Genomic DNA, 13,023 nt, shown 5'->3' on the forward strand with positions numbered 1-13,023 from the left:
CCCACCGACTCGCCCGACAGCGGCGGCTCAGCCCACGGTGGGCCGGGGCGCGGTGGGCCGTTGGCCGGGATGCGGGTGGTGGAGTTGGCCAGCCTCGCGCCGGCGCCGTTCGGCTGCATGGTGCTCGCCGACCTCGGCGCGGACGTGGTGCGGGTGGACCGGCCGGGAGCCCCGGGTGCGGGGCGGCTGGCCGCGCCGACCGGTGGACCGTTGCAGCGCGGCCGGCGGGTGACCGCACTGGATTTGAAGTCTCCGGCCGGCGTGGCCGACCTGCTCCGCCTCGTCGAGCGGGCGGACGTGCTCGTCGAGGCGTACCGGCCGGGGGTCGCCGAACGGCTCGGCTTCGGCCCGGAGGTCTGCCAGGCTCGCAACCCCCGGCTGGTGTACGCGCGGATGACCGGCTGGGGTCAGGACGGTCCGCTGGCGGCCCGCGCCGGCCACGACATCGACTACATCGCGGTGGCGGGGGCGTTGGAGCCACTGGGTCGGGTCGGCGAGCGCCCGTACGCCCCGATGAACCTCCTCGCCGACTTCGCCGGAGGGGGCATGCTGCTCGCGGTCGGCGTGTTGGCCGCGCTGCTGGAGCGGGAACGCTCCGGCGTCGGCCAGGTGGTCGACGCGGCCATGGTGGACGGGTCGGCGTTGCTCACGTCGTTCCTGCACGGGCTGCTCGGCAGTGGCCTGTGGTCCGCGCCGCGCGGGCGCAACCTGTTCGACGGCGGAGCGCCGTTCTACGACACGTACACCACCGCCGACGGTGGATTCATGGCCGTCGGCGCGATGGAACCTGCCTTCTATGCCGTACTCCTCAGCGGCCTCGACCTCGCCGACGACCCGGACCTGCCCGCCCAGTACGACCCGAGCGGCTGGGACGAGCTGCGCCGGCGCTTCACCGAACGGTTCGCAGAGCGGACCCGGGACGAGTGGACGGCGGTCTTCACCGACCTGGACGCCTGCGTCGCGCCGGTGCTCGCCCCCGCTGAGGCGCACCAACACCCGCACAACGCCGCACGGGGCACCTTCGTCGAGGTCGGCGGCGAGATCCAACCGGCCCCGGCCCCCCGCTTCCACCGGACGCCCACCGCCCGACCGGTCCCCGCGCCGGACCCGGAACGGGACGTCCTACCGGCGGCGGAGATTCTCGACACCTGGCCGCGACGGACCTGACGGGTCTGCACGTCCCGGAAAGTGGTGGCACGCTCGGCAGGCCGATCCCGACCCGGACGGCAGCCAATTTTCCTCCAGGGAGTCGACGAGCATGGCCACGGACCTGTGGAAGGGCCACATCAACGGAATCCTCTACGGAATCCAGTTCGAGCAGGTGCTCGACGACTCGGTGGTGGCCTGGGTCGCCCGTGGCGTGGTCGAGGGGCGCTACCCGGGCGACCGGACCGCGACGCTTGACGCGTTGGACCGGGCGCTGCGCTCGGAGGTCCCGCTGAACGACGAGATGGGAACTCGGCACGGCGAGGAGAGCATCCGCACGTTCCTCCAGCGCCTCTCCACCGCCCTCCAGTCGCGCACCTCCGACCCCCGGCCCCGTTGATCAGGAGCTTCGCGCAAGCCTCCTGGTCGACGCACGGAGGCGGCGCGGGCGGTCGTTGTACCAGGTGGCGAAGAGGGCTGTCGCGAGCAGGAGCTCGACCAGGTCGCCGCCGTAGTACATGAGCTGGGCGGCGGAGCGCAACGTCTCCGGATCCGGGTTGTCGAGGCCGGGCGGAAGGATGCCGGCCCGCGCGTACAGGTGCTTGGCCAGCACGGCGTGGCCGGCCGCCGCACCGAGTAACGCGCCGACCCGTACCGCCAGCCCCGGCCGGCGCGGCGCCGGATCCGGCCCGGCCAGGGACCAGGTGAAGAGGTAGCCGGCGGCCAGGTAGTGCAGGTGTACGGCGTGGTGCAGCCCGGGCTGCCGCTCGGCCGCCGCGTACAGCGGGGTGAGCAGCACCAACGCCAGCCCACCCGTGCTGAGCAGCGCTGCGGTGACCGGGTGCGTGATCAGGTGCAGTGAGCGGGCGCGCAGCAACCGGCCCACCGTCCGGCGTACCGGTGCCGGCGCGACCCGCAGCAGCAGGGTGACCGGGGCGCCGAGCACCAGCCCGAGCGGGGCCAGCATGCCGAGAAGCAGATGCTGCGCCATGTGCCCGCGCGGGTCGTCCGGGAGCTGGGCCAACGGCCCGACGGCGACCGCCAGCACTCCGCACCCGACCAGCCAGGCGGCGGTACGCCGGTGGTCCCAACCCCGGGGGTCCCGTACGGCGGCCAGCAGGTAGCCGCCGGCCAGCAACGCGACCGGGAACAGCGGAAGCCAGGCCGACCCACCCGCCGCGTGCCCGCCGTGCGCGACCGGCGGAACGGACCAGGCGGGCGGACCAGGCAGGAGCACAGTCATCGGCGGCCGCCGCGCGACCGGGCGCGCCGGACCAGCAGGGCGCCGGTCAGCAACAGCGCCGCGCCGGCCACGTTCCACACCACGTCGTACGGCACGAGGTGCACCCCGTAACGGATCTGGTGCAGCCGCAGGACCTTGTGGTCGATCAGCCCGTCGAAAAGCTGGAACCCTCCAGCGCCGAGCAGGAAGCCACCCCGGGCGAGCCGGGCCGACAGGGCGTGCCGCCTGCGCAGGTCGGCGAACCAGAAGAACCCACCGACCAGGGCGATCACCTCGGCGGCGTGCAGCAGCCCGTCCGAGAGCAGTGCCACCGTGGGGGTCGACCGGTCGTAGAAGTGGTGCCAGGCCAGCAACTGGTGGAACACGATCTCGTCCACCGCCGCCATGATCGCGATGCCGAGCAGGACGCCGGCGAGCGCCGAGGCACGTACGTCCGGCACGTCGGCGGTGCGCCCACTCGGCAGGCTCGAACCGACCACCACACACCTCGCATCCGCCAGTCGAGGCCCAAAATACCTCAAATACCACGAATCGCGACCGCCAGAGTCGGCGCGGCGACCCACGAGCGCCAAGGTCAACACGAGATCGGCAAAACCGGGGTGTCCAACCCAGCGGGATACCCCGCTTTCAAGAACCCCGTGTTGATCAAGCGCGGACACGCCGGCCAGACGCGGAGGGCAGCCCGGCAGGCGCGGCAGGCCCGGCGGGCGCGGCAGGCCCGGCAGACCCGGCGGGCGCGGCAGGCCCGGCAGACCCGGCGGGCGCGGCAGGCCCGGCAGACCCGGCAGACCCGGCCAGCGCGGCCGGCGCGGCGGGCGGCAACATCCCCGTTTCGTGTCTCCGGGGCCTCGCACGGCATGATCATGGAGCTGGGGTGGGTCGGGCGGCCTCGCCGGCAGCGGAACCCGAGAAGCCCGAGAAGGAGGTGCCCGTGCCGGACGCGGACGAACTCGTCGCCAACGCACTCGCGGCGGTACGCGGCACCGACGTACGGCAGGCCGAACGGCAGCTGGACCGGCTGATGGTCGGCACCGGCGCGGCGGACGGCACCACGGCGGTGGACGCGGCGCTGGTGCGTCGTCTGGTCCGTGGCCTGGCGCGGCTCTGGCCGCGAGGCTGGCAGCCGGTCGACGTGGACCGGATCACCGCGCGGCGGCTCGACGGCCGCGCGGCGCGGCTGGTCCGCGACGCGATGGCCGTGCAGCGGCGCACGCAGTCGGATCCGGTCCCGGCCTGGTTCGACGAGCAGTTGCGGGCGTTGGCCGCCGAGGCACGGGCGGACGACGAGAAGGTGCTGTCCGGCTGGTCCGCGCGGGAGGCGCTGGATCGGGTCGACGCGCTCCGCGCGGCAGTGGACGTCCTCGCGCTCGTGGAGAGCCTGCCGCCGATCGCGGTGCTGCGCCCGCCGCCCGGGTCGAGCGGGGCGGTGACCGCCCGATCGGCCGGTACGGCGCGCAGCGGGTCGCCGATGCTGGACCGGGTTCGGGCGCTCCTGGCCAAGGCCGAGTCGACGACCTTCCCGGCCGAGGCGGAGGCGCTGACCGGCAAGGCGCAGGAGCTGATCGCCCGGCACAGCATCGACGAGGCGCTGCTGGCCGCCGGGTCGGAGCGCGGCGATGTGCCCGGCGGGGTACGCCTGAGCACCGACACCCCGTACGCGGGCGCGAAGGCACTGCTGGTGCAGGAGGTTGCGGCGGCGAACAGGTGCGAGGCGGTCTGGTCCGACGATCTCGGCTTCGCCACAGTGCTGGGCTGGCCGGCCGATCTGGTGGCGGTGGAGTTGCTCTACACCTCGCTGCTGGTGCAGGCCACCGCCGCCATGTTGCGGGGGCGGGCCGAGCGGCGGCCGGGGTCGGGGCGGCGCACGAAGGTCTGGGACGAGTCGTTCCTCAACGCGTTCGCGCTGCGGATCGGCGAGCGGTTGCGCGCGACCACCGAGGCGGCCACCGACGCGGCGGACCGGGCAGCGGCCGAGACGGCCGGGGCGGAGCGGCTGTTGCCGGTGCTCGCCGCCCGTGGCGAGGCGGTCCGGGAGCGGCTGGACACGCTCTTCCCGGGCGTCACCCGGCACCGACTCAGCGTGCGCGACGCCGAGGGCTGGTCGTCGGGCACCTCGGCCGCCGACCGGGCGTCGTTGGACGTCGGCGGCGGGCGCGGGCCCCGCCAGGTGCCCGGCCGACCGGATCGGCGCTGAGCCACCCGGCGTGGGACCGCCACCGGGCAAGATATCTGCGATTTCCTTCGGTACGCCGTAGGGATCGGGTTGTCGGCTCCGACCCTCCGGTGAGTCGCGCCCCGACCGGGATGTGACACGAGCCTGAGGAGCGTCGCCGTGAAGTACATGCTGCTGATCTGGAACCGGCCCGGCTTCACCGAGGAGCTTTCCGAGCAGGACCGTACCGCCCTGTTCGGTGAGGTCGACGAGATCATGAGGGAGTTGACCGAGACCGGCGAGTTGATCGGCGGCCAGGCGCTGGCCAACCCGTCGCAGACGTTGACGGTCCGGGCCGTCGACGGCCGGACCGAGGTGCTCGACGGGCCGTTCATGGAGAGCAAGGAGCAGTTCGCCGGCTACCTGGCGGTCGACTGCGACAGCCCGCAGCGGGCCGCCGAGATCGCCGCCCGCTGGCCGGACGTGCGCTTCGGCGGTGCCATGGAGGTTCGCCCGATCATGGACGAGGCCGGAGCGGAGATGTGACAGCCGACCGGACGGTCGAGGATCTGCTGCGCACGGCCGCGCCGAGGGTCCTCGGCCTGCTGGTCCGCCGGCACGGCCAGTTCGACAGGTGCGAGGACGCGGTCCAGGAGGCGCTGCTCGCCGCCGCGACACAGTGGCCCACGCAGGGCGTACCGGACAGTCCGCGCGCGTGGCTGCTCACCGTGGCCACCCGCCGGCTCACCGACGAGTGGCGCAGCGAGAGCGCCCGCCGGGACCGGGAGCTGGCGGTGGCGCTGCGTGAGCCGGCGTACGCCGCGGTGGCGCCGCCGGCCGACGCGGAGCCCGCGGCGGCGGACGCCGACGACACCCTCACCCTGCTGTTCCTCTGCTGCCACCCGGCGCTGACCGGCTCGGCGCAGGTGGCGCTCACCCTGCGTGCGGTCGGCGGTCTCAGCACCGCCCAGATCGCCCGGGCGCACCTGCTGCCGGAGGCGACGATGAGTCAACGGATCCGCCGGGCGAAGCAGCGGATCGAGGCCGCGGGGGCCCGGTTCACCATGCCCGGGCCGGCCGAGCGGGAGGAGCGGTTGCGCACGGTGCTCCGCGTGCTCTACCTGATCTTCAACGAGGGCTACACCGCGTCGAGTGGCCCGGACCTGCACCGGGCCGAGCTGACCGGCGAGGCGATCCGGTTGACGCGCGTCCTGCACGGGCTGCTGCCCGACGATGGCGAGGTGACCGGGTTGCTGGCGTTGATGCTGCTCACCGACGCGCACCGGGCGGCTCGGCTCGGCCCGGACGGGGAGCTGGTGCCGCTCGCCGAGCAGGACCGCACCCGGTGGGACGCCGCCGCCAGCGCGGAGGGGATCGCGTTGATCACCGACGCGTTGACCTGGTCGCCGCCCGGCCCGTACCAACTCCAGGCCGCGATTGCCGCGGTGCACGCCGAGGCGCCGACGGCGGCGGAGACGGACTGGCGGCAGATCGTCGCCCTCTACCGGCTGCTGGCCCGGATCGCGCCGAACCCGCTCGTCACCCTGAACCAGGCGGTGGCGGTTGCCATGGTGGACGGGCCCCGGGCCGGGCTGGCCCTGCTCACGTCCCTGGACGCCGACGACCGCACCGCCGGGCACCACCGGCTCGCCGCCGTCCGGGCGCACCTGCTGGAGCTGGCCGGGGAGCCCGGCGCGGCGCGGGACGCGTACCTGGCGGCGGCCCGGGGCACCACGAGCCGGCCCGAGCAGCGGTACCTGGAGCTGAAGGCCACCCGACTGGCGGGAATGCCACAGCCGCCGACCGCCGGGCGGGTCTGACCCCGGCGGCCGGCGGCGGCGGTCACACGTCGGGGTCGACGGCCGGGCAGGTGGTGCCCCGGGCCGGCACCACCTGGTCGAGCAGGTAGGCGTCGACGGCCCGCTCGACGCACGGACTGGTGGTGTAGCTGCCGTGCCCCCACCCCTGGTAGGTGAGCAGCACGCCGTGCCGGCCCAACTGCCGCGCCACGTTGGTGGCCCAGTTGTACCCGCTGGCCGGGTCGTGCAGAGTGCCGGCGATCAGCAGCGGCACGTCGGTGCGTACCCGCAGGCGGTGCTGCGGGTTGGCGACCGGCGTCGGGGTGCCCAGGCAGGTCGCGAGGGCGAACACCGCCGTCGGATACCGCAGGTCGGGCGCGAGCCGGGCCATCCGGCGCAGGTGTCCGTCGTACTCCCGGTAGTCGCGGACCGGCAGGCTCCAGTCCTGGCAGAAGACCGCGAAGGGGTACGCCGCCACGGCGTCGCCGGCCGACGGTCCGGTGCCTCGCACGGTGGTGGTGCCGGCCTCCATCCCTTCCAGCCACTCGGCGAGCCCCGGCCAGCGCCAGGTGTCGTAGAACTCCCGGTGGGTGAGCCGGCTCAACTCGAACGGGGTCAGTACGACGCCGGGCCGTTTCGGGTCGGTGAGCGTGCCGGCCTCGGCTCGGGCGCGCAGCCCCTCCCAGACGGCCGGGAGGTCCCGCCCGTGCAGGGCGCAGGCGGTGGACCTGTCACACCAGGCGACGAACTCGTCGAACGCGTCCTGGGAGGTGACGGCCTGGGTGTCCAGGAACGCGCGGGTGCCGACGCTGTGGTCCACCGCGGCCTCCAGCACCATGGCCCGGACCCGGTGCGGGAACAGTTCGGCGTACTGCTCACCGAGCAGGGTGCCGTAGGAGCTGCCGTGGAAGGTCAACTGCCGCTCGCCGAGCGCGGCACGGATCGCATCCAGGTCGCGGGCGGCGCTGATCGTGTCCACGTGGTCGTAGAGCGACCCGGTGCGGGCCCGGCAGTCGGCCCGCAGCAGCGCGTTGCCGGCCAGCGTGGCGTCGAACTGGGCCTGGTCGGCGATCAGTTGCGGCTGCTGGGCGAGCAGGGCCCGGGAGCACACCACCGGGTGGCTGCCGCCGGTGCCGCGCGGGTCGAAGCTGACGATGTCGAACCGGCGGCGCAGGTCGGCGCTGAACCGGGAGCTGCCGTCGACCACCCGGTCGACCCCGCTGTCACCTGGGCCGCCGGGCCCGAAGACCAGCGTGCCCTCGCGGGTGGCCGGCTTGGCGACCCGACGGGCCAGCGCCAGGTCGAAGCGCTCCCCCCGGGGTCGGGCCCAGTCGACCGGCAGTGACAGGCTGCCGCACTCGGCGGAGTCGTCGGCGGCGCAGGGATGCCAGTCGATCGTGGGCTGGGCGGCGGCGGGGCTCGCCGGGGTCAGTCCGGCGGCCGTGAGGGCCAGGGCGACCGCCCAGCCGACCGCGGATTTGCGGACTTGCCGCATGAGGTGCTGTCCTCTCCTCGAAGGAGCGTTGCCGGTGAAACTCGCCCATCGGGCGAGGTGATGCTGCTTCCACCCGGGCCGTCGAGTAGCCGCTCGACGGTCCGGGGCCTTCGTCGGCGGTCAGTCGACCTCGACCAGGACGCGTTCGACACCTGTCATCCGGGTCTCCATCCCGGCGAGCCGGCCGTCCATCGCCGCCAGCAGTCGGGCGTTCTCCGCCTGCGCCTGCGCGGCCGTCTCGGCGAGCTGGCGGTAGTCGTCGGCGCGGGCCGCCTCGTACCGGGCCCGTCGGGTCTTGGCGACCTGCACGATGGTCACCGTGACCACGCTGACCAGGAAGGCGAAGATGCCGATCGCGCCGACCACCTCGGTCCAGTCGTGCCCGCTCATCGGTCCGCTCCTGGTTGCTCGGCCGAGTCGGGCACGGTCAGCGTCTCGACCGCCGCCGCGATGATCTCGGGGGTGAGGGTGAGCACGAACGGCTGCACCTCGTAGTAGTTCATGGCCTTCCCGTCCTCCGACAACTCCAGGCTCGCGGTGACCAGCCCGGCCGCCGCCAGCTTCCGTAGGTGGACCTGCAACAGCGCTCGGCTGATGCCCAGTTGCCGGGCCAGCCCGCTGACGTAGGCACGCTCGCGGGCCAGCGCGGCGACGATTCGCAGCCGGTGCGGGTTGGCCAGCGAGGCCAGCACCCGGACCAGGTCGTCGCCGATCGGTGATGGGGCACTGCTCACAACCGGCCCTCGCACATGCAAATAGAAGTTAGCAGGTATGCCCGCCTGACGGTACGACCGGAGGACGGAATCAGGGGGTTCTCAGGGTCGGTCACGGACCGAGGCCGGACACACAGACACGCCGGGCCGGTGAATGATCACCGACCCGGCGTGCGGGTTACGTCGTACGTCAGCTCTTGAAGGCGTCCTTGATCTTCTCGCCGGCCTGCTTGAGCTTGGCCGTGGACTGGTCAGCGCGACCCTCGGCCTCGAGCTGCTCGTTATCGGTGGCGCGACCAGCGCCTTCCTTCAGCTTGCCGGTCGCGTCCTCGGTGGCGTTGTTGATCTTATCGTCGAATCCCATTGCCAACCTCCATTGCAAGCGTCGCTACAACAGGACCAGTACCCCCACCGACGCCGGTCCAACCATCACCGCCGTCACAGTCCGCGATCGACCGCCGCCGGACGGAACCGGCGCAGCCGCAGACTGTTGGCCACCACGAAGACCGAGGACAACGCCATCGTGGCTCCGGCGATCATCGGGTTGAGCAGCCCGGCGGCGGCCAGCGGCAGGGCCGCCACGTTGTAACCGAACGCCCAGAACAGGTTGCCCCGGATGATGCCGAGCGTGCGTCGGGACAGGCGGATGGCGTCCACCGCGGCGTCCAGGTCGCCCCGGACGAGGGTGAGGTCGGACGCCTCGATCGCCACATCGGTGCCGGTGCCCATGGCCAACCCCAGGTCGGCCTGGGCCAGCGCCGGCGCGTCGTTGACCCCGTCACCGACCATCGCCACCGAGCGCCCCCGCGCCTGGAGCCGCTTGACCACGTCGACCTTGCCGGCCGGCAGCACCTCGGCGATCACCTCGTCGATGCCCACCTCGGCGGCGATCGCGCGGGCCACCGTGGTGTTGTCCCCGGTCAACAGGATCGGGGTGAGTCCCAGCGCCCGCAGCCGGGCCACCGCCGCCCGACTGGTCGGCCGGACCACGTCGGCGACCGCGAGCACACCCCGGGCTCGGCCGTCCCAGCCCGCGACGATCGCCGTACGGCCGGCGGCCTCCGCGACACCGACGGCCGCCTCGACCTCCGGCGGGACCTCGATCTCGCGCTCGCGCAGCAGCCGGACCCGACCGACGAGCACGGCCCGCCCGTCGACAGTGCCGGTCACGCCCAGCCCTTCGAGGTTGCCGAAGCCCGTCACCGGGGGCAGCGCCCCCGCCTCGGCGGCGCCCGCCGCAACCGCTCGGGCGATCGGGTGCTCGGAGGCGGCCTCCACCGCCCCGGCGAGCCGGAGCAGCTCGGCCCGATCAGTGCCGCTCGCCGGCAGCACGTCCACCAGGGTCATCCGGCCGGTCGTCACGGTGCCGGTCTTGTCCAGCACCACGGTGTCCACCCGGCGGGTGGACTCCAGCACCTCCGGCCCCCTGATCAGCACACCCAGTTGGGCACCTCGACCGGTGCCGACAAGCAGCGCGGTCGGGGTGGCCAGGCCGAGCGCGCAGGGGCAGGCGATGATCAGCACGGCGACGGCGGCGGTGAACGCGGCGGTCGGGCCGGCCCCGGTGCCGAGCCACCAACCGAGCGTGCCGACGGCCAGGGTGATGACGATCGGCACGAAGACGCCGGAGATCCGGTCCGCCAGGCGCTGCACGGCCGCCTTGCCGCTCTGCGCCTGCTCGACCAGGTCGGCCATGCGGGCGAGCTGGGTGTCCGCGCCGACCCGGGTGGCGCCGACGATCAACCGTCCGCCCGCGTTGATGGTGGCGCCGACCACGCCATCCCCGGGGCCGACCTCGACCGGCACCGACTCACCGGTGAGCATGCTGGCGTCGACGGCGGAGGTGCCCTCCTCGACCACCCCGTCGGTGGCGATCTTCTCACCGGGTCGAACCACGAACCGGTCGCCGACGACGAGCCGATCCACCGGGATCAGGGTCTCCACCCCGTCGCGCAGCACCGCCACCTCTTTGGCACCGAGCGCGAGCAGGGCACGCAGCGCCGCACCGGCGGTCCGCTTGGAGCGGGCCTCGAAGTAGCGACCGGCCAGGATGAACACCGTCACCCCGGCGGCCGCCTCCAGGTAGATGTTGCCGGCGCCGTCGGTGCGGGTGATGGCGAAGCGGAACGGGTGCGTCATCCCGGGCATGCCTGCGTCACCGAGGAACAGCGCCCAGAGCGACCAGCCGAACGCGGCAAGCGTGCCGAGCGAGACAAGCGTGTCCATCGTCGCCGCGCCGTGCCGCAGGTTGGTCCAGGCGGCCCGGTGGAACGGCAGCCCACCCCAGACCACCACCGGGGCGGCCAGGGTCAACGACAGCCACTGCCAGTAATCGAACTGCCAGGCCGGGACCATGGCCAGCAAGACCACCGGCACGCTGAGGGCCACCGAGACCCAGAGCCGGGTACGCGGGCCGCGCAGCGGATCCGCCGGCTCCTCGACCGTCGGCGGGGCCGGCAGCGCCGCCGTGTAGCCGGTCTTCCGCACGGTCTCGATCAGGTCGTCCGGCGTGACGCCGTCGGCGTAGCGGACGGTGGCCTTCTCGGTGGCGTAGTTGACGGCGGCACTCACCCCGTCCATCCGGTTGAGTTTCTTCTCGATCCGGGCGGCGCAGGCGGCGCAGGTCATCCCGCCGATCGCCAACTCGATCCGGTTGGGCGCCTCGGGCAGCGGTCTGCTGGTGGTGGTCATCGTCGTGGTCCCGTCAGTTGTGCCCGTGCCCGGGGGTGCCGTGGTCGGCACCGCCGCTCGGCGCGGGTCCGCTCGGGTCGCTCCCGGGCGGCGGGGTGCCGGTCACGACCGTGAACTCGGCGGTGTGCACCGCCCCGCCGTGCCGGAAGTCGAGGTAGAGCCGGTAGCTGCCGGTCGAGGGCACGTCGGCGAGGAAGGTGACGGCCGGGCCGGGTTGGGTCCGCCCGTCGCCGGGGGTCCCGTCCGGGTGCATGTGCAGGTACGCGAGGTCACCCCGGCGCAGTGCCACCAGGTGCCCGTACGCGCCCAGGTAGGGCTCCAGGTCGGTGACCGGCCGCCCGTCCCGACTGACGGTGAACGTGAGCGGGGCGGTGCGGCCGGGCTGCGGCGCGCCGGTCAGGGTGACCGTGTAGCCGTCGACGGTCGTGCTGGTCGCCGGGGCGGGCAGCGGTCGTTCGGTCAGCGCACCGGGGACCGTCACGTCCACGCCGAGCGTCAGCGGCTCACCCCCGGTCGGGGTGAAGTCGGCGAACGCCCGCCACTGCCCCGGCCCGGTCAGCGGTGTGCCGACCCGCCAGGTGCCGTCCGCGGCCAGGTCGGGGTGCACGTGGCGGAAACCGGACAGGTCCCGGCGGGCCACGATCAGGTGCATCCTCTTGTCGTGCGCCACGTCGTACCGGGTCACCGGCTGGCCGTCCGGGCCGGTGATCCGGAAGGCGAACTGGCCGCCCGGGGCGTCGACCGGGTCAAGGGTGTAGCCGCGGTCGGAGACGAGCAGCCCACCGGGAATCCGGTCGGCCGGCTCGCCACGTTCTTCCGTCGCGTGCGCGGCGTCTCCGTCATGCCGGCCCTCGACGACCGGGCTGCGGTCGACCACCCGGCCGACCCCGTACGTGGCGCCGAAGACCGCCGCGAGGCCGACAACGAACCCGGCAAGCCTCGGCACGGTACGCATGCCGGCCCCCGCGCTCACGCGTCGACGAGGTCGTAGCCGGCCTCGTCGACGGCGGCCCGGACGACCTGCACGTCCAGCGGCTGCTCGCTGCTCACGCTGACCTGGCCGGTGGCGAGGTCGACCTGGACGTCACGCACGCCCGCGATGGCGCCAACCTCGGCGCTCACCGCGCTGACGCAGTGCCCACAGGTCATGCCCTGCACCTGGAACGTCGTGTTGACCATCGGATCGTCTCCTTTGCCGTTACCGGTACCCGGTGGGGGTATCACATCCGGCAGCGACCGTACCATACCCCCGGGGGGTAGGCTATTCTGGTCGGCATGACCGCACCCACCCCGATCCGCGGGTACACCGCCAGCAAGGACCAGCTGCTCGCGCGGCTCCGCCGAGTCGAGGGCCAGGTCCGCGGCATCGAGAAGATGGTCGATGACGACCGCTACTGCATCGACGTGCTCACCCAGATCTCCGCGATCCAGGCCGCCCTCGACAAGGTGGCGCTGGGGCTGCTCGACGGACACGCCCGGCACTGCATGCACGAGGGGGCCGCCGAAGGGCGGGCCGACGAGATGGCCACCGAGATGATGGCGGCCGTCGGCCGGCTGATGAAGCGCGGCTGACTGCCCCGCACCCCGACACACGGCGGTTCGGCCGACGACACCCCGCCACGACCTGCGCCCCCGGGCCGGGCTGGTTAGCATTCCCCACGATGACCCCCCGCATGCCGCTGCACGAACGGGCACCGGCGACGCCGCGCCGTGGCGTCGCCGCTGACCGCCCGGGCCGGGCACTGACCATCCGTGATCAGATGGTCGCCGGTCAGCGATCCTGG

Annotated in this window: 15 protein-coding genes; 6 read left to right on the forward strand and 9 right to left on the reverse strand. The window is 73.5% G+C overall.

Annotation, left to right across the window (positions count from 1 at the left end):
• Nucleotides 1–69 precede the first annotated feature (69 nt).
• Together ACGFIW_RS08455 and ACGFIW_RS08460 are read left to right on the forward strand one after the other, a co-directional pair.
• Complete coding sequence (locus ACGFIW_RS08455) at nucleotides 70–1,167, forward strand: CaiB/BaiF CoA transferase family protein (protein WP_393312760.1); 1,098 nt, start codon at nucleotides 70–72, stop codon at nucleotides 1,165–1,167.
• Between the two features lie 91 nt (nucleotides 1,168–1,258).
• The gene (locus ACGFIW_RS08460; protein ID WP_393312018.1) at nucleotides 1,259–1,546 is read left to right on the forward strand and encodes a hypothetical protein; all 288 of its coding nucleotides are present in this window, start codon (nucleotides 1,259–1,261) and stop codon (nucleotides 1,544–1,546) included.
• Here the strand turns inward: ACGFIW_RS08460 and ACGFIW_RS08465 are convergent, their stop codons facing one another.
• Both ACGFIW_RS08465 and ACGFIW_RS08470 read right to left on the reverse strand, forming a co-directional pair.
• Nucleotides 1,547–2,389 carry a cytochrome c oxidase assembly protein gene (locus tag ACGFIW_RS08465; RefSeq protein ID WP_393312020.1) on the reverse strand — a complete coding sequence of 281 codons (843 nt, stop codon included), beginning with the start codon at nucleotides 2,387–2,389 and terminating at the stop codon, nucleotides 1,547–1,549.
• On the reverse strand, nucleotides 2,386–2,868 hold the full coding sequence (locus ACGFIW_RS08470; protein WP_393312022.1) for a DUF2243 domain-containing protein: 483 nt from the start codon (nucleotides 2,866–2,868) through the stop codon (nucleotides 2,386–2,388). Before ACGFIW_RS08470 ends, ACGFIW_RS08465 begins: the two co-directional genes overlap by 4 nt.
• A gap of 452 nt (nucleotides 2,869–3,320) precedes the next feature.
• Between ACGFIW_RS08470 and ACGFIW_RS08475 the strand changes: the two genes are divergently transcribed.
• From ACGFIW_RS08475 to ACGFIW_RS08485, 3 genes are all read left to right on the forward strand, one after another.
• The gene (locus ACGFIW_RS08475) at nucleotides 3,321–4,583 is read left to right on the forward strand and encodes a DUF2786 domain-containing protein (RefSeq protein WP_393312024.1); all 1,263 of its coding nucleotides are present in this window, start codon (nucleotides 3,321–3,323) and stop codon (nucleotides 4,581–4,583) included.
• 147 nt (nucleotides 4,584–4,730) lie between these two features.
• A complete protein-coding gene (locus tag ACGFIW_RS08480; RefSeq protein WP_393312762.1) occupies nucleotides 4,731–5,087 on the forward strand; it encodes a YciI family protein in 357 nt (118 codons plus the stop codon).
• Nucleotides 5,084–6,361 carry an RNA polymerase sigma factor gene (locus ACGFIW_RS08485; protein ID WP_393312026.1) on the forward strand — a complete coding sequence of 426 codons (1,278 nt, stop codon included), beginning with the start codon at nucleotides 5,084–5,086 and terminating at the stop codon, nucleotides 6,359–6,361. The genes ACGFIW_RS08480 and ACGFIW_RS08485 overlap by 4 nt, the downstream gene beginning before the upstream one ends.
• Before the next feature lie 22 nt (nucleotides 6,362–6,383).
• Here the strand turns inward: ACGFIW_RS08485 and ACGFIW_RS08490 are convergent, their stop codons facing one another.
• The 7 genes from ACGFIW_RS08490 to ACGFIW_RS08520 form a co-directional block, all read right to left on the reverse strand.
• A complete protein-coding gene (locus ACGFIW_RS08490; RefSeq protein WP_393312028.1) occupies nucleotides 6,384–7,835 on the reverse strand; it encodes an alpha/beta hydrolase in 1,452 nt (483 codons plus the stop codon).
• A gap of 120 nt (nucleotides 7,836–7,955) precedes the next feature.
• Nucleotides 7,956–8,225 carry a hypothetical protein gene (locus ACGFIW_RS08495; RefSeq protein ID WP_393312030.1) on the reverse strand — a complete coding sequence of 90 codons (270 nt, stop codon included), beginning with the start codon at nucleotides 8,223–8,225 and terminating at the stop codon, nucleotides 7,956–7,958.
• A complete protein-coding gene (locus tag ACGFIW_RS08500) occupies nucleotides 8,222–8,569 on the reverse strand; it encodes an ArsR family transcriptional regulator (protein WP_357554351.1) in 348 nt (115 codons plus the stop codon). The genes ACGFIW_RS08495 and ACGFIW_RS08500 overlap by 4 nt, the downstream gene beginning before the upstream one ends.
• A 169-nt stretch (nucleotides 8,570–8,738) precedes the next feature.
• Nucleotides 8,739–8,912 (reverse strand): CsbD family protein, encoded by a 174-nt coding sequence (locus ACGFIW_RS08505; RefSeq protein ID WP_036410891.1) that lies wholly within the window; start codon nucleotides 8,910–8,912, stop codon nucleotides 8,739–8,741.
• A 74-nt stretch (nucleotides 8,913–8,986) separates the two neighbouring features.
• Nucleotides 8,987–11,239 (reverse strand): heavy metal translocating P-type ATPase, encoded by a 2,253-nt coding sequence (locus tag ACGFIW_RS08510; RefSeq protein WP_393312032.1) that lies wholly within the window; start codon nucleotides 11,237–11,239, stop codon nucleotides 8,987–8,989.
• 13 nt (nucleotides 11,240–11,252) lie between these two features.
• Nucleotides 11,253–12,194 (reverse strand): hypothetical protein, encoded by a 942-nt coding sequence (locus ACGFIW_RS08515; protein ID WP_393312764.1) that lies wholly within the window; start codon nucleotides 12,192–12,194, stop codon nucleotides 11,253–11,255.
• A 14-nt stretch (nucleotides 12,195–12,208) separates the two neighbouring features.
• Complete coding sequence (locus ACGFIW_RS08520) at nucleotides 12,209–12,418, reverse strand: heavy-metal-associated domain-containing protein (RefSeq protein ID WP_393312034.1); 210 nt, start codon at nucleotides 12,416–12,418, stop codon at nucleotides 12,209–12,211.
• A gap of 96 nt (nucleotides 12,419–12,514) precedes the next feature.
• Between ACGFIW_RS08520 and ACGFIW_RS08525 the strand changes: the two genes are divergently transcribed.
• The gene (locus ACGFIW_RS08525) at nucleotides 12,515–12,811 is read left to right on the forward strand and encodes a metal-sensitive transcriptional regulator (protein ID WP_030329541.1); all 297 of its coding nucleotides are present in this window, start codon (nucleotides 12,515–12,517) and stop codon (nucleotides 12,809–12,811) included.
• Nucleotides 12,812–13,023: the final 212 nt, after the last annotated feature.

Origin of the sequence: Micromonospora sp. NPDC048935, assembly GCF_043197875.1 — a bacterium.
Classification (GTDB): domain Bacteria; phylum Actinomycetota; class Actinomycetes; order Mycobacteriales; family Micromonosporaceae; genus Micromonospora.

What these genes read in the sequence shown, in the direction of transcription:
- ACGFIW_RS08525 (WP_030329541.1), top strand. Translation starts at nt 12,515, where the DNA reads ATGACCGCACCCACCCCGATCCGCGGGTACACCGCCAGCAAGGACCAG.
- ACGFIW_RS08455 (WP_393312760.1), top strand. Translation starts at nt 70, where the DNA reads ATGCGGGTGGTGGAGTTGGCCAGCCTCGCGCCGGCGCCGTTCGGCTGC.
- ACGFIW_RS08505 (WP_036410891.1), bottom strand. Translation starts at nt 8,912, where the DNA reads ATGGGATTCGACGATAAGATCAACAACGCCACCGAGGACGCGACCGGC.
- ACGFIW_RS08465 (WP_393312020.1), bottom strand. Translation starts at nt 2,389, where the DNA reads ATGACTGTGCTCCTGCCTGGTCCGCCCGCCTGGTCCGTTCCGCCGGTC.
- ACGFIW_RS08515 (WP_393312764.1), bottom strand. Translation starts at nt 12,194, where the DNA reads ATGCGTACCGTGCCGAGGCTTGCCGGGTTCGTTGTCGGCCTCGCGGCG.
- ACGFIW_RS08520 (WP_393312034.1), bottom strand. Translation starts at nt 12,418, where the DNA reads ATGGTCAACACGACGTTCCAGGTGCAGGGCATGACCTGTGGGCACTGC.
- ACGFIW_RS08460 (WP_393312018.1), top strand. Translation starts at nt 1,259, where the DNA reads ATGGCCACGGACCTGTGGAAGGGCCACATCAACGGAATCCTCTACGGA.
- ACGFIW_RS08510 (WP_393312032.1), bottom strand. Translation starts at nt 11,239, where the DNA reads ATGACCACCACCAGCAGACCGCTGCCCGAGGCGCCCAACCGGATCGAG.
- ACGFIW_RS08495 (WP_393312030.1), bottom strand. Translation starts at nt 8,225, where the DNA reads ATGAGCGGGCACGACTGGACCGAGGTGGTCGGCGCGATCGGCATCTTC.
- ACGFIW_RS08480 (WP_393312762.1), top strand. Translation starts at nt 4,731, where the DNA reads ATGCTGCTGATCTGGAACCGGCCCGGCTTCACCGAGGAGCTTTCCGAG.
- ACGFIW_RS08490 (WP_393312028.1), bottom strand. Translation starts at nt 7,835, where the DNA reads ATGCGGCAAGTCCGCAAATCCGCGGTCGGCTGGGCGGTCGCCCTGGCC.